This window comes from Dactylococcopsis salina PCC 8305, from assembly GCF_000317615.1.
Taxonomy (GTDB): domain Bacteria; phylum Cyanobacteriota; class Cyanobacteriia; order Cyanobacteriales; family Rubidibacteraceae; genus Halothece; species Halothece salina.
The window spans coordinates 3015054-3036407 of the sequence record NC_019780.1 but is presented as its reverse complement, the minus strand read 5'-3'; the positions used below and the strand labels follow the sequence as shown (position 1 = coordinate 3036407).

At 41.5% G+C, this 21354-nt stretch carries 24 protein-coding genes and 1 other RNA gene; 21 read left to right on the top strand and 4 right to left on the bottom strand.

Annotated features, from left to right (window positions below; all coding sequences use genetic code 11):
- The first annotated feature begins 51 nt into the window (after window positions 1-51).
- The 11 genes from DACSA_RS14570 to DACSA_RS14525 all read left to right on the top strand — a co-directional run bounded on the left by DACSA_RS14570 (window position 52) and on the right by DACSA_RS14525 (window position 9199).
- Window positions 52-852 (top strand): hypothetical protein, encoded by an 801-nt coding sequence (locus tag DACSA_RS14570; RefSeq protein ID WP_015230491.1) that lies wholly within the window; start codon window positions 52-54, stop codon window positions 850-852.
- Window positions 849-1250 (top strand): sister chromatid cohesion protein PDS5, encoded by a 402-nt coding sequence (locus tag DACSA_RS20000; protein ID WP_083874435.1) that lies wholly within the window; start codon window positions 849-851, stop codon window positions 1248-1250. Before DACSA_RS14570 ends, DACSA_RS20000 begins: the two co-directional genes overlap by 4 nt.
- Before the next feature lie 316 nt (window positions 1251-1566).
- A complete protein-coding gene (locus tag DACSA_RS14560; protein WP_015230489.1) occupies window positions 1567-1833 on the top strand; it encodes a YciI family protein in 267 nt (88 codons plus the stop codon).
- Between the two features lie 36 nt (window positions 1834-1869).
- Window positions 1870-1967: signal recognition particle sRNA small type (gene ffs, locus DACSA_RS18595), an RNA gene on the top strand.
- 156 nt (window positions 1968-2123) lie between these two features.
- A complete protein-coding gene (gene glyA, locus DACSA_RS14555) occupies window positions 2124-3407 on the top strand; it encodes a serine hydroxymethyltransferase (protein ID WP_041235919.1) in 1284 nt (427 codons plus the stop codon).
- A gap of 76 nt (window positions 3408-3483) precedes the next feature.
- Complete coding sequence (locus tag DACSA_RS14550) at window positions 3484-4542, top strand: glycosyltransferase family 4 protein (protein WP_015230487.1); 1059 nt, start codon at window positions 3484-3486, stop codon at window positions 4540-4542.
- Window positions 4539-5801 (top strand): competence/damage-inducible protein A, encoded by a 1263-nt coding sequence (locus DACSA_RS14545; RefSeq protein WP_015230486.1) that lies wholly within the window; start codon window positions 4539-4541, stop codon window positions 5799-5801. The genes DACSA_RS14550 and DACSA_RS14545 overlap by 4 nt, the downstream gene beginning before the upstream one ends.
- Window positions 5802-5806: 5 nt before the next feature.
- Window positions 5807-6058 (top strand): hypothetical protein, encoded by a 252-nt coding sequence (locus tag DACSA_RS14540; protein WP_015230485.1) that lies wholly within the window; start codon window positions 5807-5809, stop codon window positions 6056-6058.
- A 51-nt stretch (window positions 6059-6109) separates the two neighbouring features.
- Window positions 6110-7465, top strand: coding sequence for a glutathione-disulfide reductase (gene gorA / locus DACSA_RS14535; RefSeq protein WP_015230484.1), 1356 nt, complete (start codon window positions 6110-6112; stop codon window positions 7463-7465).
- A 78-nt stretch (window positions 7466-7543) separates the two neighbouring features.
- Entirely contained in the window at window positions 7544-8395 is an 852-nt protein-coding gene (locus tag DACSA_RS14530) for a DNA-methyltransferase (protein WP_015230483.1), read from the top strand.
- A gap of 45 nt (window positions 8396-8440) precedes the next feature.
- Window positions 8441-9199 carry a TIGR04283 family arsenosugar biosynthesis glycosyltransferase gene (locus DACSA_RS14525; RefSeq protein WP_015230482.1) on the top strand — a complete coding sequence of 253 codons (759 nt, stop codon included), beginning with the start codon at window positions 8441-8443 and terminating at the stop codon, window positions 9197-9199.
- Between the two features lie 317 nt (window positions 9200-9516).
- Here DACSA_RS14525 and DACSA_RS14520 read toward each other — a convergent pair whose 3' ends face one another.
- A complete protein-coding gene (locus DACSA_RS14520) occupies window positions 9517-10212 on the bottom strand; it encodes a DUF547 domain-containing protein (protein WP_015230481.1) in 696 nt (231 codons plus the stop codon).
- 7 nt (window positions 10213-10219) lie between these two features.
- Between DACSA_RS14520 and DACSA_RS14515 the strand changes: the two genes are divergently transcribed.
- From DACSA_RS14515 to DACSA_RS20950, 4 genes are all read left to right on the top strand, one after another.
- A complete protein-coding gene (locus DACSA_RS14515) occupies window positions 10220-10672 on the top strand; it encodes a rhodanese-like domain-containing protein (protein ID WP_015230480.1) in 453 nt (150 codons plus the stop codon).
- A 52-nt stretch (window positions 10673-10724) separates the two neighbouring features.
- Window positions 10725-11870 (top strand): LptF/LptG family permease, encoded by a 1146-nt coding sequence (locus DACSA_RS14510; RefSeq protein ID WP_015230479.1) that lies wholly within the window; start codon window positions 10725-10727, stop codon window positions 11868-11870.
- A 32-nt stretch (window positions 11871-11902) separates the two neighbouring features.
- Window positions 11903-12409, top strand: a complete 507-nt coding sequence (locus DACSA_RS14505) for a DUF1499 domain-containing protein (RefSeq protein ID WP_015230478.1) — start codon at window positions 11903-11905, stop codon at window positions 12407-12409.
- Window positions 12410-12863: 454 nt separating this feature from the next.
- Window positions 12864-13034, top strand: coding sequence for a hypothetical protein (locus tag DACSA_RS20950; protein ID WP_156800813.1), 171 nt, complete (start codon window positions 12864-12866; stop codon window positions 13032-13034).
- A gap of 388 nt (window positions 13035-13422) precedes the next feature.
- Here DACSA_RS20950 and DACSA_RS14500 read toward each other — a convergent pair whose 3' ends face one another.
- Window positions 13423-14421 (bottom strand): aldo/keto reductase, encoded by a 999-nt coding sequence (locus tag DACSA_RS14500; RefSeq protein WP_015230477.1) that lies wholly within the window; start codon window positions 14419-14421, stop codon window positions 13423-13425.
- A 344-nt stretch (window positions 14422-14765) separates the two neighbouring features.
- On the opposite strand from DACSA_RS14500, the gene DACSA_RS14495 reads away from it, so the two are divergent.
- Window positions 14766-16124, top strand: a complete 1359-nt coding sequence (locus tag DACSA_RS14495) for a cytochrome P450 (protein ID WP_015230476.1) — start codon at window positions 14766-14768, stop codon at window positions 16122-16124.
- 82 nt (window positions 16125-16206) lie between these two features.
- On the opposite strand, the gene DACSA_RS14490 is transcribed toward DACSA_RS14495, so the two are convergent.
- Window positions 16207-16596 (bottom strand): GLTT repeat protein, encoded by a 390-nt coding sequence (locus DACSA_RS14490; RefSeq protein ID WP_015230475.1) that lies wholly within the window; start codon window positions 16594-16596, stop codon window positions 16207-16209.
- Window positions 16597-16634: 38 nt separating this feature from the next.
- On the opposite strand from DACSA_RS14490, the gene DACSA_RS14485 reads away from it, so the two are divergent.
- The 3 genes from DACSA_RS14485 to prmC all read left to right on the top strand — a co-directional run bounded on the left by DACSA_RS14485 (window position 16635) and on the right by prmC (window position 19983).
- On the top strand, window positions 16635-18035 hold the full coding sequence (locus tag DACSA_RS14485; RefSeq protein WP_015230474.1) for a cytochrome P450: 1401 nt from the start codon (window positions 16635-16637) through the stop codon (window positions 18033-18035).
- 293 nt (window positions 18036-18328) lie between these two features.
- Entirely contained in the window at window positions 18329-19090 is a 762-nt protein-coding gene (locus DACSA_RS14480) for a Tic22 family protein (protein ID WP_015230473.1), read from the top strand.
- 11 nt (window positions 19091-19101) lie between these two features.
- Entirely contained in the window at window positions 19102-19983 is an 882-nt protein-coding gene (gene prmC, locus DACSA_RS14475; protein WP_015230472.1) for a peptide chain release factor N(5)-glutamine methyltransferase, read from the top strand.
- Here the strand turns inward: prmC and DACSA_RS22280 are convergent.
- Complete coding sequence (locus DACSA_RS22280; protein WP_041235515.1) at window positions 19963-20337, bottom strand: hypothetical protein; 375 nt, start codon at window positions 20335-20337, stop codon at window positions 19963-19965. The two genes, prmC and DACSA_RS22280, sit on opposite strands and share 21 nt — an antisense overlap.
- On the opposite strand from DACSA_RS22280, the gene DACSA_RS14465 reads away from it, so the two are divergent.
- Together DACSA_RS14465 and DACSA_RS14460 are read left to right on the top strand one after the other, a co-directional pair.
- Window positions 20327-21040 (top strand): GUN4 domain-containing protein, encoded by a 714-nt coding sequence (locus DACSA_RS14465; protein WP_041235514.1) that lies wholly within the window; start codon window positions 20327-20329, stop codon window positions 21038-21040. The genes DACSA_RS22280 and DACSA_RS14465 overlap by 11 nt on opposite strands.
- A 25-nt stretch (window positions 21041-21065) precedes the next feature.
- Window positions 21066-21353, top strand: a complete 288-nt coding sequence (locus DACSA_RS14460) for a Uma2 family endonuclease (RefSeq protein ID WP_015230469.1) — start codon at window positions 21066-21068, stop codon at window positions 21351-21353.
- Window position 21354: the final 1 nt, after the last annotated feature.

Genomic DNA, 21354 nt, shown 5'->3' with positions numbered 1-21354 from the left:
GTTAAGCTAAGTGATAAAAATCATATTAAATATATTAGAGGAGAGAAATCAATGATGATTATTGTTGGCTTTATAATTGGTCTGGCGATCGGAGCGGGAGCAATTTTCGTTTGGAAAAATAATGAAGTGACCCAAACCAAAGAAAAGTATCAGAAACAACTAGAAGCTCAGAAAAAACAGTTAGAACAAGACCATCAAAGACGCATTGAAGAAACAACCCAACGTCTCCAACAAGACTATCAGCAACAGATAGAGGAACAGATTGGGGAAAGAGTACAACAAGAAGTAGCAGTCGCACAAGAAAACGCACAAGCAGAAGTTACACAAATTCGTCAGGAATTAGAACAAACTCGTCAACAGTTAAGCGAGAGTTCCTCTAATGTTCAATCGGAAACCAATCTTCAGGAAGAAGCAGAAGAGTTAGACGAGTTCTTTTTTGAAGATGAAGAGGAAGTGAGTTCTCAAACATCGAGTAATGTTCAATCTTTAGAGAGAGAAGACGAATTTGATACATTTTTCGCCGATGTGGAAGAAGAAGAAACCACCACTCAAAATCAAAGTGATAATAATGACTTTATTCCAGAAACATTAATTGTTTCTCCCGAAGAGGAAGAAGACGAATTTGATCGCTTTTTTGAAGACACGGAAACCTCCGAAACCCAAAGCAAAGAAACTGATTCTACTTCCAGTAAGGAAACCGATAATATAGAAGATTTAGATTTATTGTTTTCTGATGATGAATCTCCAAAAGAACAGAATAAAACTCAAAGCAAAAGTACAGGGGATGAAGAATTAGACAGCTTGTTTGATCTCTTTGATGAAAATGAAAGTGACTCAAAAAAAAACGGATAGTTGAACAGTTAATAACTTGGGGAAAAGACGGTAATTCGATCGCGATTCCTCAAGTTCAAGCCTATACTTATGATGAGGACGATCGAGTTCGTGCGGCTGTCGCTATCGTTTTCGGAAAACTAATCGCTGATCAAAGTTTAAATAATCAGGTAAAACAAGGGATTGAAAGTTTAGGAGAACTCCAGCGCGATCGAGCATTTTGGGTGCGAAAGTTAGCGGTAAAATCTTTAGGAAAAATCCGTTCTGAAGCGGTAATTCCTTACTTAAAACTAGCGCAAAAAGATGCAGATATAGAGGTGGTAAAAATCGCCAGCGAAATCTTACAAAATTACAAAGGTTATGTGGCAAATTCGCCAAAAGAGTTACCTAAAAATAGTGCCTTAAAAGAGCAAAATTAAGTCTCTATTTGCTCAGTGATCAGTGACCAGTGACCAGTGATCAGTAATCAGTGACCAGTGACCAGTGACCAGTGATCAGTAATCAGTGACCAGTGACCAGTGATCAGTAATCAGTAATCAGTGACCAGTGACCAGTAAATTAATAAGTGATCGAGCATTTACTGTTACTAATTAAGTTTGAGAACTACTGGTAACTGGTAACTGCTTAACTGGTCACTGATTGTTGTTGGGTTTCGCTTCCCTTCACCCAACCTACTTTTTAGAGTAAATTGAAAATAAATTTTCAGTTGTCTATTATTAACGATCGAGCGAGTAAATGCCTTTATTTGTCAAAATTGAATCAGGAATTGTAGAAAAACCGATCTTTGATCAATATGTTCCCGCTCATGTTGAGTATGTGCGAAAATTAATCGCCAACGGACATCAAGCGCGAACTGGCTATTGGGGAGATATGGGTGGCGGAATGCTGTTATTTGAAGCGGAGAGCTTAGAAGAAGCACAAACAATTGTTGAGAATGATCCCTTAGTTAAAAACGGTTGTGTCACTTATGAACTCCATCAGTGGTGTATTGTTGTGGAATAGTCGCCTTTTTGGAAAAACTTATGTTATGGTTTAAATGATCCGGACTAGCGCGATCATAACGCCCGAACCTTGTCAGAACCGGAAGGTAGCAGCAATAAGGGATGCTTATGATAGGCGCTTGTTTCCGGGTCTTTTGCTTTTAAGGGAGTTGGAGAAAAGTTTTGCCTTGGCGAGAGATTCGCTGTAATATAGCTATGCGAGGCGACTGGGCGTTTTATGGTACTGATTAAGCTCACAAATCGCGTTAAAGTAGCTAAAGTAGAGAATCATTACATAGGAATTGTATGACTGTGACACAAAGTAATTTAGATTTTCTGGCACAAACTGACCCGACGGTATCGGGAATGATGCAGAAAGAATTAGGACGACAAAGAGAACATTTAGAACTTATCGCTAGTGAAAACTTTACTTCGGCTGCGGTAATGGCGACTCAAGGGTCGGTTTTAACCAATAAATATGCGGAAGGACTCCCAGGAAAACGCTATTATGGTGGCTGTGAGTTTATTGACCAAATTGAACAACTCGCCATCGATCGCGCGAAAGAACTGTTTGGCGCAGCGAGTGCTAATGTTCAACCTCACTCTGGCGCTCAAGCCAACTTCGCGGTTTTCCTTACCCTCCTCAATCCTGGGGATAAAATCATGGGGATGGATTTATCGCACGGTGGACACCTCACCCATGGTTCTCCTGTTAACGTTTCTGGGAAATGGTTTGAAGCGGTGCATTATGGGGTTAGTCAAGAAACTGAACAACTGGACTATGACCACATTTTAGAATTGGCTCGGAAAGAGCGTCCAAAGTTAATTATCTGTGGCTACTCTGCTTATCCTCGGATTATTAACTTTGAAAAATTCCGCGCGATCGCGGATGAAGTGGGAGCGTACCTCTTAGCGGACATTGCTCATATTGCGGGTTTAGTTGCCAGTGGTCATCATCCTAACCCAGTTCCTCACTGTGATGTTGTAACAACCACTACCCATAAAACCTTACGGGGGCCGCGTGGGGGATTAATTCTCACCCGTGATCCAGAGTTAGGGAAAAAATTCAATAAATCTGTTTTCCCAGGTACGCAAGGCGGTCCATTAGAGCATGTGGTCGCTGGGAAAGCAGTGGCGTTTGGGGAAGCACTTACCCCTGAGTTTAAGGCGTATTCTGGACAGGTAATTGCTAATGCTCAAGCAATGGCGAAACAATTACAAAGTCGGGGCTTAAAAGTCGTTTCTGGCGGCACCGAAAATCATCTGTTACTGGTTGATCTGCGATCGGTGGGTTTAACTGGAAAACAAGCGGATCAATTAGTCAGTGGAATTAATATTACAGCGAATAAAAATACAGTTCCCTTTGATCCTGAATCGCCATTTGTCACCAGTGGCTTACGATTAGGTTCTCCCGCAATGACAACTCGCGGTTTGGAAACTGAAGATTTTGCCGAAATTGCTAACATTATCGCCGATCGATTGCAAAATCCCGAAGATGAAGCGATGAAGCAACAGTGTAAACAACGAGTGGCGACCTTATGTGAGCGTTTCCCTCTCTATCCTCACTTAAGTATTCCTGTCCCTGCTATGGCGTAACTTTCTAACAAAATCTGACTTGTTTCTTCCCCCTCAGCAGTGTCATTATAGACCTATCATCGGTAAAAAAAAACAAATGCCTGCTGAGTGGTACTATCTTCTTTCCTTTCTGTTTGGGACTGCTTTTGTGGTTGTGATGATTCCAGTTGTCAAAAAAATTGGCATCGCAACCAAGCAAGTGGATAACCCCGATGCGCGGAAAATTCATAGAACCCCCATTGTTCGCATTGGGGGAGTAGGAATTTTTATCGCGTCAATTTTGACCCTTGTTGTCTTTTATTTCGGTGAAGGGTTTAATTTATTCAATCCCGAACAAACTAGAGAAATTATAGGCGTTACTCTCGGTGGGTGCGCCTTTTTTTTGTTAGGGTTAGCTGATGATCTTTGGGATTTATCTCCCTTTTGGCGTTTGGGATTACAGTTGATCACCACAGGAGGATTGTGGTGGCAAGGATTACAGATAGATTTGGGATTTTTGCCCTGGGAAAATTCCTTATGGATTAATATGGGCAGTTTTATCATTACGTTTCTTTGGTTAGCAGGAGTCGCCAATGCGGTAAATTGGTTTGATGGGGTGGATGGTTTAGCCGCTGGTGTCACTGCAATAATTGCGCTGGGAATTACGTTTATTACGTTGGAAAATGGCAATAATGGGATGGCGTTACTCATGGTGATTGTCGCGGGAAGCGCGATCGGGTTTTTATGGTACAATTTCCATCCAGCAACGATTTTTATGGGAGATGGCGGCTCAAATTTCCTCGGCTTTATGCTTGCTGGTTGTAGTTTAATCGGAATTGCCAACGAACCCAGTTTCGGGGAAACGATCGCTCCTTTTCTACTGTTAGGCGTTCCCATTGGTGATATGCTAATTGTGATTAATGCTCGCTTGCGTAAAGGACAATCTCCATTCTTCGCAGATCAAATTCATCTCCATCACCGCATTTTGGCAAAAGGGATGTCCCAAACCATGACCGCGTTGTTTATCTATAGTTTGACCCTATGGACGGGAACGATCGCGTTGGTTATATCTGGGATCGAACAGCCTTGGATGTATTTTACGCCAGCGACAATCCTCCTGTTAGCCATGACCTGGCAACTCCAACGAAGCCGTAACCGAAAAGAAAACGAACTATGAGTGCGGAAATTATTTGTGTGGGAACGGAATTACTGTTAGGGGATATTCTAAACAGTAATACTCAGTATTTAGGGCGACAATTGGCGGATTTAGGGATTCCTCATTATTTCCAAACGGTCGTCGGAGATAATCCCGATCGCATTAAACAAGTGTTAAAAATCGCTGGTGAGCGTTCCCAGATTCTCCTTTTTACTGGGGGATTAGGACCGACTCCTGATGATCTCACCACAGAAACGATCGCGAATTTTTTTGAAACCCCTCTTGAAGAACGATCGGAATTAATCGCTGATATTGAGGAGAAATTCGCCAAACGAGGACGGAAAATGTCTCCGAGTAACCGCAAACAGGCGTTAATGCCCGTAGGCGCACAGATTATCCCGAATCCCATGGGGAGTGCGGCGGGGATGATTTGGCAACCTCGCCCCAATTTAACGATTATGACCTTTCCAGGAGTGCCTTCAGAAATGCACCGAATGTGGGAAGAAACTGCTGTTCCTTTTCTGAAACAACAAGGTTGGGGAGATAATGTCATTTTAAGTCGTACGCTGCGGTTTTGGGGCATTGGAGAGTCGAATTTAGCGGAAAAGGTGAGTGGGTATTTAGAGATGGAAAATCCCACAGTCGCCCCCTATGCGTCGAAAGGAGAGGTGCGGTTACGGATTTCCGCTCGTGGCAAATCACAAGAAAGCGCGATCGCCCTCATTAATCCGATTCACCAGCAAATCCAAGAAATTGCCCAATTAGACTACTTTGGCGCGGATGAGGATACCTTAGCCAGCGTCGTCGGAAAACTGCTGTTAGAAGCGAAACAAACCGTTGCTGTTGCCGAATCTTGTACTGGGGGGGGACTCGGTGCGAGATTAACTTCTGTTTCGGGAAGTTCGGGTTATTTTCTGGGTGGGATTGTTGCGTACTCCAACGAAATCAAACAGAAACTTTTAGGAGTAAAAGCGGAATCTCTCAACCAAGAAGGCGCGGTGAGTGGTACAGTCGCGCAACAAATGGCATTAGGCGTTAAAAAACAGCTTCATAGCGATTGGGGATTAAGTATTACTGGAATCGCCGGACCGGGTGGTGGTACAGCAGAAAAACCCGTCGGTTTAGTTTATCTTGGGATTGCTACCCCCGATCAAGAAACAGATCAGGTAGAATTACGCCTAGGTGAGCAACGCTTACGAGATACCATTCGCCATGTGAGCGAGTGTCATGCTTTGGATCAGTTGCGACGAAAATTGTTGTTAACCAACGTCTCTGAATAACCGTTATGGAAGCCTTTAGCCCCACTCCACCCCAATGGATAGAAAATGCTGTTCACTCCCTTGACTTTCATTGTCCCCGTTGTGGAAATGAGGCGAAAAAAGCCAAACGAGTTTGGTTAAATCGTCGTGCGCCAGTAATTGGGGAGAATTACGAACGAAAATGGCAAGAGTTCTATCAGTGTGAGTGTGGAGAGGCGTGGTGGAGTTGGAGTAACGATCGACCTCCTTCCGAATTGGCAAAACGGGAAGATCAATAAATGTAGAGACGTTCCATGGAACGTCTCAAAGAAACAATATAGGAGTTTATAATGAGTTACGATTACGATTTATTTGTGATTGGCGGCGGATCAGGTGGCATTGCGGCTGCCCGACGCGCAACGGAATATGGCGCAAAGGTGGGTTTAGCAGAATTCGATCGCTTGGGAGGAACTTGCGTCAATCGCGGTTGTATCCCGAAAAAATTGATGGTGTATGCGTCTCATTTTCCTCATTGGTTAGAGGATGCCAAAGATTACGGTTGGTCGGTGGGAGAAGCCACTCTCGATTGGAAAAAAATGACCACTGTGGTCAATGGAGAGGTCGATCGACTCAATGGCGTTTATCTGAAAATGTTAGATAAGGGAAATGTTAGCCTATATCGCGGTTATGCGAAGTTTGTGGATGCTCATACGCTACAAATTGGAGAAGAAACCATTACCGCCGATAAAATCCTGATCGCAGTGGGAGGAGTGCCAGAAAAAGCAGATATCCCTGGCATCGAACACGCGATCGTCTCTGATGATATGTTTACCCTTCCTAAGCAACCGAAACGGTTGGTTGTCTTAGGAGGAGGATATATCGGGGTAGAATTTGCTTGTATTCTCAACGCCATGGGGTCACAAGTTACCCAAATCATCCGCCGTTCCCATATTTTACGCGGGTTTGATCACGATTTACAAGAACATCTCCAAAATACGCTCATTGATCAGGGTTTAAATCTTTTAGCCAATACTGAGGTTGAATCCATTGAGAAAACTAAAGAGGGATTCAAATTGGTGACAAAAGGCGACCATCAAGAGACGATTATGGCAGATGTGGTGTTAGCCGCAACGGGACGCATTCCTCGCTTAGAAAAGTTAGGATTAGAGAATACGGATGTGGCAGTGAAAAACGGCGCGATCGCAGTAAATAATTATAGCTGTACCACTGTTCCCAATATCTTCGCTGTGGGAGACTGTACCGATCGAATTAATCTCACTCCTGTAGCGATTCAAGAAGGACGTGCTTTCGCAGATACCGAGTTCGGGGGACACGATCGAATCATGAGTCACGAGAATGTTCCTTCTGCTGTCTTTACCAGTCCCGAAGCAGCGACTGTAGGTTTAACCGAAGCCGAAGCCAGAGAGAAATATGGGGAAGAAGCCATTAAAATCTATCGTGCGCGATTTGGCTCAACCTATTTTAGCCTCACTCGACGGAAAGAAAAAGTGATGTTGAAATTAGTGGTAGAGAAAAGCAGAGAAGTTGTTGTCGGCGCCCACATGGTAGGAGAAGCAGCAGGAGAAATCATGCAGGGAATTGCGATTCCCATTAAGATGGGCGCGACCAAAGCTGATTTTGATGCTACAGTTGCGATTCATCCTTCTGTTGCCGAAGAATTTGTCACCATGCGTAATCCTGTCTAAGCAGCGAATTAGTTAAAATTTGATTGGTCGGGTGGGTAATAACTCACCTGATTTTTTTGTCTGTTTATCCAGAAAACAATGCTCAATCTTGATGATTATCTGAACACAATTATTAATGGAGATGCTTTAGAAATTATCTCATCTCTACCCGATAACAGCGTCGATTTAATTATTTGTGATGGTCCTTATCACGAAACCCAACATGAGTGGGATCAAGTGTCCAATCTTCAAGAATTTAACTTAAAACTGATTCAATCTTTTAGTCGTATTTTAAAGTTGGGTGGGGTTTTATATCTATTTGGAAAACCAACTTGTATTGATTTTATTGACTATCGACCCTATCTTAGGCTTAACTCTAAAATCGTTTGGTATCAACCCAGTCGTTTAGCCCAAGGACGGAAATCTTATACTAATAATTATGACCTGATTTGTTACTTTTCTAAAGGAACGCCTCAAGGTTTTAATCTGGATGAAATTAGAATCCCGCAATTAGTGGAATTAGAACATCGCAAACGCTGCGAGAATGTTCCCTCTGTGAAAAATGGAAGCTATGGAAAAACTAAATTTAATGAGAAAGGAAAAAATCCTGGAGATGTTTGGGGAGATATCAAACAGTTGACTTATAAGTCGAAAGAGTTAGTCAGTCGAGAAATGTTGAACACAATTCAAAAGCCAGAAAAGTTAATCGAACGATTGATTAAGGCGAGTTCTCAACCCAGTAGTCTTGTCTTTGATCCATTTTGTGGAAGTGGCACAATTCCTGTTGTTTGTCAACGATTAGGGCGTAATTTCCTAGCATCAGAAATCAATCCTCAATATGTGAAAATGGCAAAAGAGAGATTAGTGGAATCTAACTTTAATCACTTACAGAAAACTCAGGAAAAGCAAGAGGATAAACACCAAATTAGCCAACTCTCGCTAGGGTTATGATTCTTTGTTATGATTCTGTATTACTTCTGAAATATAATTCATAAAATGGCTAGTGTTTCGATTATAATTCCCACTCTTAACGAAGCAAGTTGTATTCAAACTACTCTCAGCTATCTAACTATTTTATCCCCATCGATCGAAGAAATCATTATTGTTGATGGAGGAAGCAAAGATGAAACACTGGTTATCATTAAAAACCTGATTGCGACTTCTCCGCAACTTCCTCTGATTCGATTCGTAAATACAACTTCTGGACGTGCTTATCAAATGAATGAAGGAGTCAAAATTGCCACAGGAGATTATTTATGTTTCCTTCATGCTGACACTTATGTTCCCCATGATTTAGTGGAGATTATCAGCAAAACTTTATTTAACCCCACCATTGCTTGTGGTGGTTTTATCTCCATTATGAATGGAGAATCACGCACTCGTTGGGGAATTTCTTTACATAACTTTCTTAAGACTTATTATGCACCGTTTCTGTTTCGTCCTCATCTATTTTTTCGGAAAGGGTTACGGATATTATTTGGCGATCAAGTGATGTTTTGTCGTCGTCAAGATTTTCTAGATTGTGGTGGTTTTGATGCGACGCTTCCCATTATGGAAGAAGCTGATTTATGTTTGCGTTTGTGTCGTTATGGTCGGATTATTCAGGTTAATCGCATTGTTCGATCGAGCGATCGAAGAGTAGAAAAATGGGGAGTGTGGAAAGCTAACTTGATCTATTTAATGATTGGTATTTTGTGGGGAATCGGTGTTTCTCCTCATTGGTTAAAACAATTTTATGAAGACATCCGTCAGTAGGCTGGGTGGAGGTAACGAAACCCAACACAAACAGAAAGTAGAAAGTAGGTTGGGTGGAGAGAAAAGTAACCCAACACTTATCAGTGACCAGTTACCAGTAGTTCTCAAACTTAATTAGTAACAGTGAAAGATTTAATTGGGGTTTGCTGTTGGGAAGCTAAAAGTTTTACCAAATCAGGATTTGAGGCGATTAAGAGATGAGTAAAAATGCAAGTTCATTGATTGTTCAATCGTCACGCACCTTGCCTCTTGCCTCTTGCCTTTTGCCTCTTGCCTCTTGCCTTACTAAACTAACCAATAGACTTTTTCAGGAGGCACTAATTGATTATTGGTTCATTCAAACGCCAATCATAAGAGAGATATTGAATAGAAACCGATGTAGATATTTTGCTCGATCGATGCTGATTAATATAATGAGGAAGAGAAGAAGCCACCTGAAGAAAATCTTCTCGATACCACTTAAAAATTTGACTACACTGTAAAAGATTCGATTCAGGAAAATACTTCACCTTATCTAAATTATTCATAAAACGAATCGCATCGGCTTCTAATTGTTCATCAATGCCACTGGATTGATAGGCTTCATTGCGTAAGAGAGGACATCCTCTCGCAGCACAAACCAAAGCAAAATGAATCCGAGGTTCATGCCATTGTTGACGCAACATTTTATGTTCAATATCATTGAGGCTAACCGCCTTATTATTCAGATGATAAACAGGTTTAGAAAAAAAGCGTAAAAACGAAAGCCAATTGGGAATCCCCAGGAAAATTGGACGAATAGACGCGAGAGGATACTTGTCTAAAACTTCAGCAATAACTAAAGCATTGTATAAATTAATGAGTGTGGTTAATGCTTCTTCGTTCATCAATTGTTTTAACTGTAAATTAGAGTTAGAATTTAACCACTGATTGAGGTCTGATTTTGCTTCTATTTGCCAACGTTGATAATCAACTTCTCCCGAAACATTGACATATTCTTTGAGTAACTGATCCCAAACCGAAAAATTAATCATCTGCTTTATGCTAAAAATTTTAATCACTCCTTTACGGAGTTTGGCGTGGTTATTGCTGAAACATAAAATTCGCCGTCAATTTCCCACTGTGAAACAGGTTAACACAAAAACTTTAGCTCATTGGCTCGATCAAAAAGAGCAAAACTTGCAACTCATCGACACGAGAAAAGTGGAAGAATATGCAGTGAGTCATCTTCCCAATGCTGAACATATTCCTGATTTAGAAACGGCAAAAAAACATCTGAATCCGAATCAACTCATCATTGCTTATTGTTCGGTGGGATATCGTTCTTCTCGACTCGCGAAGGAGTTACAACAGTTAGGTTACGATCAGGTGTGGAATTTAGAAGGATCGATTTTTCAATGGGCTAATGAAGGTCGAACCTTGATGCAAAATGATCAGCCGACAAAACAAGTTCATCCCTATAGTAAAAACTGGAAATGGTTGTTATCCCAGTGAACCGACTGACAGTAGTTTTCTCATTAGATTTAATAAGGACAAAGGACGCAACATGAACTCAACTCAATCAATGAACATCCCTGTTTTAGATCGCTACTTAATTCGAGAATTAATCCTTCCTTTTTTGTTTGGTGTCGGTGCATTTACTTCGATTGGTTTATCAGTGGGAACGGTCTTCGAGTTAGTGCGAGAAGTTGCCGAATCTGGATTATCGATCGAAATCGCATTACGAGTTTTCTTATTAAGAATGCCAGAGTTTATTGTCCTTGCTTTTCCCATGTCAACGCTACTCGCAACCCTAATGACTTACAGTCGTTTATCCAGTGATAGCGAAATTATTGCGTTACGAAGTGTGGGAGTTAGTGTTTATCGCTTGGTGATTCCAGCATTAGTGGTAAGTCTCTTTATTACAGGAATGACTTTCATTTTTAATGAGTTATTTGTTCCCAAAGCAAGCTATGAAGCAAGAGTAACTTTAGAACGTGCTTTGGAAGGAGAAAAGCCACCGTTTCGCCAGAAAAATATTCTTTACACTGATTACGATGATGTGGAACAACCGAATGGAAATCAACGAGAAGTTTTAGTTCGTTTGTTCTATGCAGAAGAATTTAATGGGGAAGAAATGCGCGGCTTAACCGTCATCGATCGAACGAGAGGAAACCTTAGTCAGATTATTAATGCTCAGTCAGCGACTTGGAATCCGAAACTAAATAAATGGGATTTTTATCAAGGAACAAGTTACCTCATCGCACCCGATTCTTCTTATAATAATGTGGTTCGGTTTGAACATAAAGTTTTAAATCTGCCGAGAACTCCTCTTGATCTAACGCAACGATCGCGCGACTATGGAGAAATGAATCTCCTTCAATCTCTAGACTACTTAAAGTTAGTTCGTGCCACCAGTGACGAGGAAAAACTGAAAGAATTAAAAGTCCGCATCCAACAAAAAATTTCCTTTCCGTTTGTTTGTCTGGTGTTTGGAATGGTGGGCGCTGCGTTAGGAACAAAACCTCAACAAACGGGACGAGGAACAAGTTTCGGAATTAGTATTTTAATCATTTTCGGATACTATCTCATCGCATTCATTACTGGCGCGATCGGACAGGTCGGAATTTTATCTCCATTTCTAGCAGCATGGATTCCCAACTTTTTAGGATTTGGAATTGGAGGGTGGTTACTATTTCGTACTGCCAACTAGAATGGGAGTGATCCGAATCTTCAAGGAAAACAATGACACTTCAATTAATCCCATCTCTGTTTTTAAGTCTAATAATCGGTTGCAGTATTTGGCTAATCAATCCCACTGTCACCCTAGCTGAAACCTCCTTACAAGTTGCTAGTATTTTCTCCTTTTCTGGAGAACAACCTAAAAACTTAGGAGTCAAAAATGGTCAACTCGCAGACTGTCCAGAAACTCCCAATTGTGTTTCTAGTCAGAGTAAAGATGTTACCCATCAAATTGAACCTTTAACCTATTCCTCTTCTGGAAAAGAAGCATGGAAAAAACTGCAAACCATTTTAGAAGCAACGGACAACGCAGAAGTTATTGAAGCAGAAAACAACTATTTATATGCAACATACACTTCTCAAATCATGGGCTTTGTCGATGATGTCGAGTTTTATTTAGACCCTCAAGAAAAACTCATTCATGTTCGTTCGGCTTCTCGACTTGGCGAGTCCGATTTAGGCGTTAATCGCAATCGCATCGAAACCATTCGTGAACAGTTTCAAGGATAATTAGTTCTAATTTTTCTGTCGGGGACGATCGCTCGATCGCCCCCAGAATCATCCTTATAATTAGCAATTGAATGAGGACATTTTCTAACTTTTCAGATTAATTAGGGGTTGCTGAAAAAGTCCATTGGTTGGTTAAGTAAGGCAAGAGGCAAGAGGCAAAAGGCAAAAGGCAAGGTTTTGACGATTGAACAATCAATGAACTTGCATTTTTATCTGAACTGAATAGCCTCAAATCCTTATTTGGTAAAACTTTCAGTTTTATTCAGCAAGCCCTAATTAGCCAAAAAAGACTCACGGCGGATCATTTTTGTTGCTTGTTATACCCGTTTGATATTTTGTGTGTTTTCAATAACAACCCATATACTTAAAACAATCGTTTTTCTACGTCGCATCAGACCTTCTAATTAACACGCCCGATTAATCTTTCTTAACGGAAAAAATCCGAAGGAAAATATTGACGAAATTGCGCCGTTTCAGGTATGATGCAGAAAATCATAATCGACGGGGGTGTTCTGTCTGGCGCTTCATTTCTGATACTGTAACCCTCATGCTTCCGTTTCCAACCCAGAAAAATCCCGACTTTTTCCAGACACAACTGACACCAATTTTTCACCGCAAAATCTAATTTTCTTTAAGAGAACTTGACACCGAATCGAAAAAATGCGATCGCGCCTCAAATAGAGAGAGATTGATGGAAAACTGGATTAGCATCAGACCTTCTAATTAAAACCCCGATTAATCAACTCTAGGACAACTTGTATGCAAGCCTTTTGCCTCTTGCCTCTTGCCTCTTGCCTCTTGCCTTTTGCCTAAGGCAACTTGCCTCTTGCCTAAGGCAACTTGCCTCTTGCCTAAGGCAACTTGCCTCTTGCCTAAGGCAACTTGCCTCTTGCCTAAGGCAACTTGCCTTTTGCCTCTTGCCTTTTGCCTCTTGCCTAAGGCAACTTGCCTCTTGCCTCTTGCCTTTTGCCTTTTGCCTTACTACACCAACCCATGAACTGTTTCAGCAAACCCTATGTAGTCTGAAACGGATTTTTGACCATCGTTCGTGTCACCAGACTCGCCGCTTGATCCAACTCCGTCACTTCCGACTCACTGAGTCGCCATCCCAACGCTCCCAGATTTTCCTGAGCTTGCGTTAGATTTTTCGCCCCTGGAATGGGAATTGTTCCCTTACAGATACACCAATTAAGAGCGACTTGAGAGAAGGTTTTATTGCGATCGGTTGCTATCTCTCGGAGACAATCTAAAACTGGTTTAATTCCAGGCAAGAGATAGCGAAACAGTAATCCTCGGACTCCTTTGGGAAAAACCCCGTTACCATACTTTCCCGTTAGCAAACCGAGAGTTAACGGACTATAGGCAATCAGTTGAATCCCTAATTCCTCACAAACCGCTTTTAAGCCCAATTTTTCCACTGTTTCCGTAGATAACAAAGAATACTGTACCTGTAGGGTGACAATGGGAACTCCTCGTTCCGCGAACTGCTGATGAACCTTTCTCAGACGTTTCGGTCCGTAGTTGGATAAACCGACTCCCTTCACCTTTCCTTGTTCGTAGAGAGTCGCCAGTCCATCGAGAAGGGCGTTTTCTTGCCAGGGAGCATAGTTCGCTGTTGGCCAGTGCATTTGTACCAGATCAACAGGTTTCCCTAGACGTTCGGCGGACGCATCACAAGCGGCAATCATGGACTGACGAGTTAAACGCCAGGGATACGCTGCGAGTTTCGTCGCGATACAGATGTTTATCTTTTCCTCTCCTTGATACTCACGGGTAAACTGTCCCAAGAGTTGTTCGCTGCGTCCTTTGAGTTTTCCCGTTCCATAGGAGTCTCCCGTATCAAAGAGGGTGACACCGTTATCGACACAGAAGTTAAAGACTTGCTGGAGTTTTTGATCTTGGCTTTGATCATAGTTCCAAAGTAATGTGTTTCCCCATGCCCATGTGCCACAACCCATGAAGGGAAGTGAGAGTTGTTCATTCACTTGGATTTTATTTTCGCTCGATCGCATCATCTGTTCCTAAACTCATGTTTGGTCATTTTATCCTCTCGTCGGCGCGATCGATTCATTGGTTTTGATTTAGCCCCCTTACCCCCAAGTTTGGGGGAATAATAAGGGGAGTAGCCTTGCTATATGTAACAATAATGAAGAGACAATCAACCGCGTCTCATTGCATAGCAGTTTTTACGCTTCTTGAGGTACATTCTTGATTGGGTTTCTTTGTTACTTACTATTTGATGACTAGCCAAATAACAAATAACGAATAACAAATAACGAATAACAAATAACAAATAACAAATAACAAATAACATCCATTGTAAGTAATTAAACGCATCTAAGATTAAAACCGAACGATGATAACTACCACTCCGATTAAACAACAGCTTCCTCCCGGTCCCAAAACATCAAACTTAGTACAATTGATGCAATGGATATTTGACCCACTCCGTCTTTTAGAAAAGTCAAAACAAATCTATGGTGAACCATTTACTTTAGAGTTTCGCAAAGATCATCCCTTTGTTTTCTTGTCTCATCCTGAAACAATACAAGAAGTTTTAAGCCATGACCGCGCTAATTTTGACAGTGGAAGAGGAAATTATATTTTACTCCCCATTGTCGGAGAAAATTCGATCTTACTGTTAGATGGAAACGATCATTCTCGTCAACGTCGCTTGATTCTTCCGTCGTTTCATGGGGATAAAATTCGCCGCTATGGGGAAATTATGGCGGAAGTAACCGAAAGTGTCGCTAAACAATGGGAGACGAAAAAGCCGTTTTCTATACGGTCATCTATGCAGGAAATTACTTTAGAAGTAATTATGCAAGCGGTTTTTGGCATTTCTGACTCTGAGCGTCATACTCAACTTAAAAGTCGTCTCATCAAAACATTAGAGTTAACAGGTGGCTCAGTTCTTCGATCGAGTTTACTATTTTTCCCAGCACTACAAAAAGATTTTCCTAGCAGTCCTTGGCGAAATTTTCTCCAACGTCAGCAAGCGACCAATGATTTATTACAAGCTGAAATTGAAGCACGACGAAACGAGAATAACACAGCAGGAACAGATGTTCTCAGTTTATTAATGTCAGCGCGAGACGAAGCGGGAAACCCCATGACGGATGAGGAATTAAAAAACCAATTAATCACGCTTTTATTTGCGGGACATGAAACCACAGCGACAGCTTTAGCTTGGGCGTTTTATTGGATACATAAATCCCCAGAGGTGCGAGAAAAATTATTAGCGGAGTTAGCAACGGTTTCTGATGTTAGTGATATTAAAGCACTCCATCAACTCCCTTATCTCGATGCGGTTTGTAAGGAAACTTTACGCATCTATCCTGTTGCTATGATTACCTTTCCTCGCATTACGAAACATTCTATTAAAATCGGTGATTATGAATATCCACCAGAGACAATTCTCGCACCTTGTATTTATCTTTTACATCACCGAGAAGACATCTTTCCTCACTCGAAACAATTTCAGCCCGATCGATTTTTAAATCGAGAATTTAGTAACTATGAGTTTCTGCCTTTTGGTGGGGGAAGTCGGCGCTGTATTGGCGATGCGTTTGCGCCAATGGAAATGAAAATTGTTCTGGCGACTATCCTCAAAAAGTATCCGTTAACTTTAGCAGAAAAGCAACCCGTTAAACCTGTACGAAGAGGAGTTACAATTGCACCAGCAGGAGGAATTAAAATGATCGTTAGTCATTAGTCGTTAGAGACGTTCCATGGAACGTCTGTACATTCGTCATTGGAAAGACTGATATTTATACACACAACAAATGAGAAATTATTTAATGAGACATATTATGATCATGACCATCCATGTTTTCTGAAGACTGATCTGTTTCCCCAATATTTAATTCAATGATTGTCATATTTTTTTGTCCCACGCTAACTAACCCCATAGTAATTTGACCAATAGAAACAATTCCCATTGAAACTAAACCCACTGAAAAAATCCCCATCGGAATTAAACCAATAGAGATTAAACCATGAGGAATCGCACCAATGGAGATTAAACCATGAGGGGAGATTCCTATGCAAAATATACCATCATGGGGGGCGACACCAATATTAACTAATTTCTGATTTTTTAAAGATTTAAGAGAGAGTCCCATTGCTTGATCAGTGATTTGACAAAGTGCTATAAAAGCATAAGCGTTACTCCCTCGATTTGTCAAAAGACAGCCTGTCGAACTTTCATCTAATCTCAGTTTTTATGGAAAAAAATCTTCCGAGTTTATCGACTCCTCCTTTCCTCCAAACGTTAGAATTAATTGCCAACCCCATTCGGTTTTTTGATAAATATCAGAACAAATATGGGGATATTTTTTCAGCACGAATTTTAGGGAATCAATCTCCGTCTGTTCATTTTATTGGCGATCCGAAAGCGTTGGAAACCATTTTTAATGCGCCTTCGGGACAATTTCAGTTAGGGAAAATTACTCATGTTTTTCGTCCCTTTACGGGCGATCGATCTTTAATTATGTTAGACGGAGAAGAACATCGACGACAGCGAAAATTATTAATCCCTCCCCTTCACGGAAAACGAATGCACTTCTATCAGGATGTGATTTGTGAGTTGACAGAGGAAACCATTAAAACTCTTTCCAAAAATCAGTCTTTTTCCTGTCGGAAGTTGATGGCTGAGATTACCTTAAAGGTGATTTTACGAGTGGTGTTTGGTTTGAAACCAGGGAAACGATCGAACGATTTACAGAAATTAATTGCTGATCTATTAGACGCAATTACCAATCCCTTATATTCCAGTTTATTTTTCTTTCCCTCCTTACAAATAGACTTGGGAAAATATAGCCCTTGGGGACATTTTATCAGAAAACAAAGCGCGATCGATGCTTTAATTTATGCCGAAATCAAAGAACGTCGTCAACAAGACAATTCCCAACAAACCGACATTTTAAGTTTACTCCTTTCCGCTACCGATGAAGACGGAAACACCATGAGTGATCAAGAATTAAGAGACCAATTAATTACCCTCCTTTTTCTGGGTCACGAAACGACAGCATCTTCTCTCGCTTGGATGTTTTATTGGGTTTATTCCTCTCCTCAAGTGCGGGAAAAATTAGCAACAGAAATTCAAGCATTAGGAAACACTCCCCAACCACAAGAGTTAATTCAGCTACCCTATTTAGATGCAATTTGTAAAGAGACTTTAAGACTGTATCCCATCGCTTTAATTTCTCAACCGCGAGTGGTTCAGGAAACAATTACAATCAATCATACGTCATTCCTCCCAGACTCAATTTTAGTTCCTTGTATTTACCTTGCTCATCACCGTGAGGAAAACTTTGCTAACTCTAAAACCTTTCAGCCCGATCGATTTTTAGACAATCAATTTACAGCTTATCAATACTTTCCTTTTGGCGGTGGAAGTCGTGCTTGTATTGGGGCGGCGTTTTCCCTGTATGAAATGAAGTTAATTTTTGGCACAATTTTCTCTCAACTCTCCTTAAAATTAGCATCACAAAAGCCCATTAAACCCATCCGAAGAGGAATTACAATTGTTCCTTCAGGCGGTGTCAAACTAGGGTTTGCTGAAAAAGTTCATGTTTTTGGTGTAGTAAGGCAAAAGGCAAGTTGCCTTAGGCAAGAGGGTTGATTAATCGGTAAGATTTCAAAGTTGTGATGCAGGGTTTTCACTATTGAGCGTTCAATTTCCTTGCACTTTTTTGAGGGGTGAAGAGCCTTAAAGCCTCGTTGGGTAAAGGTTTCAGTTTTATTCAGGAAACCCAAACTAATCAACAATGAAATCCTCTAAAAACAGACGACTAATGACTAATAACAAATCTTTGAGTGACAATTGGTAAAGTATCACGAAACCAAGTACACAAAGGACAATAAATTGGTCAAAATAGAGAGATAAGATTGCAGTAGAAACTAGGTAAAATGATAATGAAATTCTTAAGAAATTGGAGCATTCGTTTAGGATTAGTAAGTGGTGCAGTGGCGAGTGTCTGGTTAGGGATGACCTCTGATAGTTTAGCCCTACCCCAAGCACAAATTATTCAGAAACTGCAACAAGTTCCTGTGTTTACAGTTGCCAATGAAAATGGTGCGCCATTAGTGGCTTCAGGAGAAAATAATAGCCGTGTAGCAGGGGTTTTTATTAGCCAACAAGATGCTGAAGAATTTATCAGCCGTCTCAAACAAGATAATCCCGAATTAGGGGAACAAGTGCAAGTGGTCGCTCTTTCTTTAGGAAGAGTTTATCAAATGGATCAGGAAAATGAAGGTCAAACTGAGGGGTTAGATTTTACTTATGTGCCGATGGAAGATGAAGTAGAATCAGCAATGTCGCTGTTACAAGCACAAGGTGAACAGGTGCAGAATTTTCCAGGCGTTCCCTTATTTATTGCGCGTGGGGGCGAGGATGAAGGATACTTGATGGTAGAACGAGACGGTCAGCAGATTATCCCCCTATTTTTTGAGAAGCAACAGTTACAACGGATGGTGGATCAATTTAAGCAGGATCAACCGCAACAAGCGCAGTCGGTGCAAATTGATGTCGTCACCTTGGAAAGTATGTTACAGACGCTAGAAGAGAAGGATGATGAGCAGTTGAAGCAAGTGGTTTTAGTGCCTTCTCAAGAATCATTACAGTTTCTCCAGTCGGTTTCTGAACAACAACTCCAACAACAACAGCAATCTAATTAAACGCTAAAATCATGGTTTCTGGTTCGGAATTGGCACGTTGGCGAGAAAAAAGTCGGAAAAGCGCGATCGAATTTTCGATTCCTCCTCAAGAAGTGGATTGGTTGCTAGAAAGTCTAACTGATTTAACGCCTCTGAGTTTGCGCTTAGAAACCTATAAAACGGCTTCTGAGATTTCCTTGCGAGTGTCTTGGACAGAATTAACCCAACTGTGGGAGAAACGTCTAAAAGAGCGAGTTCCAGTGCAATATTTAGTGGGAGAAACGCCTTGGCGGGATTTTACCCTGAAAGTCTCACCAGCAGTGTTGATTCCGCGACCAGAAACAGAAATGATCCTAGAAATTATTTTAGATCATGCTGATGAAAGATTAAAAACAGGACATTGGATTGATCTGGGAACAGGAAGCGGCGCGATCGCGCTCTCCTTAGCTAAAGCACTTCCCCAAGCAACCATTCACGCCGTAGATCACAGTTTACAGGCGTTAGCCATTGCGAAAGAAAACGCTCAGAGTTTGAATTTAGCCAACCGCATCCAGTTTTATCAAGGATCATGGTTTTCTCCGCTACAACATCTAGAGGGAAAAATCAGCGTCATGGTGTCTAATCCTCCATACATTCCCACCGCTACCCTAGACACCTTACAGCCAGAAGTGATGCAGCATGAGCCGAAAACAGCATTAGACGGCGGGAAAGATGGTTTAGATGCAATCCGTCATTTAATCGATACTGCCCCGCCTTTTCTTCATTTTGGGGGGCTGTGGTTAATCGAAATGGAAGCCAGACAAGGAAAGATTGTCCAGCAACTACTCGAAGAAAATGGGAATTATCATCAAATCAAAATCATTAAAGATGGGGCTGGAATTGAACGGTTTGCGTTAGCGAGACAAGGGAGATAAGGGAGACAAGGGAGACAAGGGAGACAAGGGAGACAAGGGGGACAAGGGAGACAAGGGAGACAAGGGAGACAAGGGAGACAAGGGAGACAAGGGAGACAAGGGAGACAAGGGAGACAAGGGAGACAAGGGAGACAAGGGAGACAAGGGAGACAATTTTTCTTCCCCATCTCCCCCATCTCCCCCATCTCCCCCATCTTCCCCATCTCCCCCATCTTCCCCATCTCCCCCATCACCCCCATCTCCCCCATCTTCCCCATCTTCCCCATCTCCCCCATCTCCCTTGTCCCTCAATTCAAACACTGGTCTATCATGGGTGGTGGCTAGTCGTGTTTGTAAAGCTGAAATGGATAACATTAATTCCCCTTCCACCGATAAGATTACTGAGTTACAAGAAAAACTGTTTTCCACAAAGAAACCACTCCCCATTATCTCTGAGTTAGGGAGTTTAGGAGAAGACGGATTAGACGTATTAATGAGCTTTTTAGAGAAAGAAGGCGATCGCCCGACTCCTGCGGTAGGAGAAGCCTATATTGAGCTTTATTTGGCAAAATCGCCCAAAATCGGAGAATTTTTACAAGAGAACTTCCCAGAAGGAATTATTCCCCTCAAAAGTGAGCGTAATATCGACTACTCACCGATTCAACAAGCATTAGTCCAGCGCAAATTTCAAGAAGCCGATCGTCTCACTCTCCTCAAACGGTGTGAGTTAGCTGGAGAACAAGCGATGCAACGGAAATGGATATATTTTACCGAAGTGGAAAACTTTCCCTCCACTGACTTAAAAACAATGGATCAATTGTGGTATTGCTACTCACAAGGGAAATTTGGTTTTTCTGTACAACGTAAAATCTGGCTTTCTCTCGGACAAGATTTTCCCAAACTGTGGACAAAAATCGGTTGGAAAAAAGGGAATCTTTGGACTCGCTACCCCAATGAGTTTATCTGGGATTTAAATGCACCAGTGGGACATCTTCCTCTGTCTAATCAGTTACGAGGAGTGCGTGAGTTTGCTTCTTTAATGAATCATCCCGCGTGGAAAGAGTCTGAGAAAAAATGACGCTCAAAATTTTTTAACTCCAAAAATGATTGCACAATCACAAACCAAGACTTATTCCCGTGAAGCCTATTTGGAATTGGAAACCCATTCTGAAGCACGCCATGAATATATTAATGGGGAAATTGTTCCGATGACAGGGGGAACACCGAATCACAATGAGATTGCTAGTATTCTCAATGCGTTGCTTCGATTCAGTCTTCGCGGTCAACCCTACAGTATTTTTATCTGGATGCGACGAGAAGACTCCCAACACCTTAAATCAATAATTAACAAATTGACATTTTTTAGTAAAAAAGCTAGATTAAAGGCATAAA

Excerpts from the sequence above, each read along its gene's own strand:
- DACSA_RS14570 (WP_015230491.1), top strand. The coding sequence starts at position 52 with ATGATGATTATTGTTGGCTTTATAATTGGTCTGGCGATCGGAGCGGGA.
- DACSA_RS14560 (WP_015230489.1), top strand. The coding sequence starts at position 1,567 with ATGCCTTTATTTGTCAAAATTGAATCAGGAATTGTAGAAAAACCGATC.
- DACSA_RS14550 (WP_015230487.1), top strand. The coding sequence starts at position 3,484 with ATGCCTGCTGAGTGGTACTATCTTCTTTCCTTTCTGTTTGGGACTGCT.
- DACSA_RS14545 (WP_015230486.1), top strand. The coding sequence starts at position 4,539 with ATGAGTGCGGAAATTATTTGTGTGGGAACGGAATTACTGTTAGGGGAT.
- DACSA_RS14540 (WP_015230485.1), top strand. The coding sequence starts at position 5,807 with ATGGAAGCCTTTAGCCCCACTCCACCCCAATGGATAGAAAATGCTGTT.
- gorA (WP_015230484.1), top strand. The coding sequence starts at position 6,110 with ATGAGTTACGATTACGATTTATTTGTGATTGGCGGCGGATCAGGTGGC.
- DACSA_RS14530 (WP_015230483.1), top strand. The coding sequence starts at position 7,544 with ATGCTCAATCTTGATGATTATCTGAACACAATTATTAATGGAGATGCT.
- DACSA_RS14525 (WP_015230482.1), top strand. The coding sequence starts at position 8,441 with ATGGCTAGTGTTTCGATTATAATTCCCACTCTTAACGAAGCAAGTTGT.
- DACSA_RS14520 (WP_015230481.1), bottom strand. The coding sequence starts at position 10,212 with ATGATTAATTTTTCGGTTTGGGATCAGTTACTCAAAGAATATGTCAAT.
- DACSA_RS14515 (WP_015230480.1), top strand. The coding sequence starts at position 10,220 with ATGCTAAAAATTTTAATCACTCCTTTACGGAGTTTGGCGTGGTTATTG.
- DACSA_RS14510 (WP_015230479.1), top strand. The coding sequence starts at position 10,725 with ATGAACTCAACTCAATCAATGAACATCCCTGTTTTAGATCGCTACTTA.
- DACSA_RS14505 (WP_015230478.1), top strand. The coding sequence starts at position 11,903 with ATGACACTTCAATTAATCCCATCTCTGTTTTTAAGTCTAATAATCGGT.
- DACSA_RS14500 (WP_015230477.1), bottom strand. The coding sequence starts at position 14,421 with ATGCGATCGAGCGAAAATAAAATCCAAGTGAATGAACAACTCTCACTT.
- DACSA_RS14495 (WP_015230476.1), top strand. The coding sequence starts at position 14,766 with ATGATAACTACCACTCCGATTAAACAACAGCTTCCTCCCGGTCCCAAA.
- DACSA_RS14485 (WP_015230474.1), top strand. The coding sequence starts at position 16,635 with ATGGAAAAAAATCTTCCGAGTTTATCGACTCCTCCTTTCCTCCAAACG.
- DACSA_RS14480 (WP_015230473.1), top strand. The coding sequence starts at position 18,329 with ATGAAATTCTTAAGAAATTGGAGCATTCGTTTAGGATTAGTAAGTGGT.
- prmC (WP_015230472.1), top strand. The coding sequence starts at position 19,102 with ATGGTTTCTGGTTCGGAATTGGCACGTTGGCGAGAAAAAAGTCGGAAA.
- DACSA_RS14465 (WP_041235514.1), top strand. The coding sequence starts at position 20,327 with ATGGATAACATTAATTCCCCTTCCACCGATAAGATTACTGAGTTACAA.
- DACSA_RS22280 (WP_041235515.1), bottom strand. The coding sequence starts at position 20,337 with ATGTTATCCATTTCAGCTTTACAAACACGACTAGCCACCACCCATGAT.
- DACSA_RS14460 (WP_015230469.1), top strand. The coding sequence starts at position 21,066 with ATGATTGCACAATCACAAACCAAGACTTATTCCCGTGAAGCCTATTTG.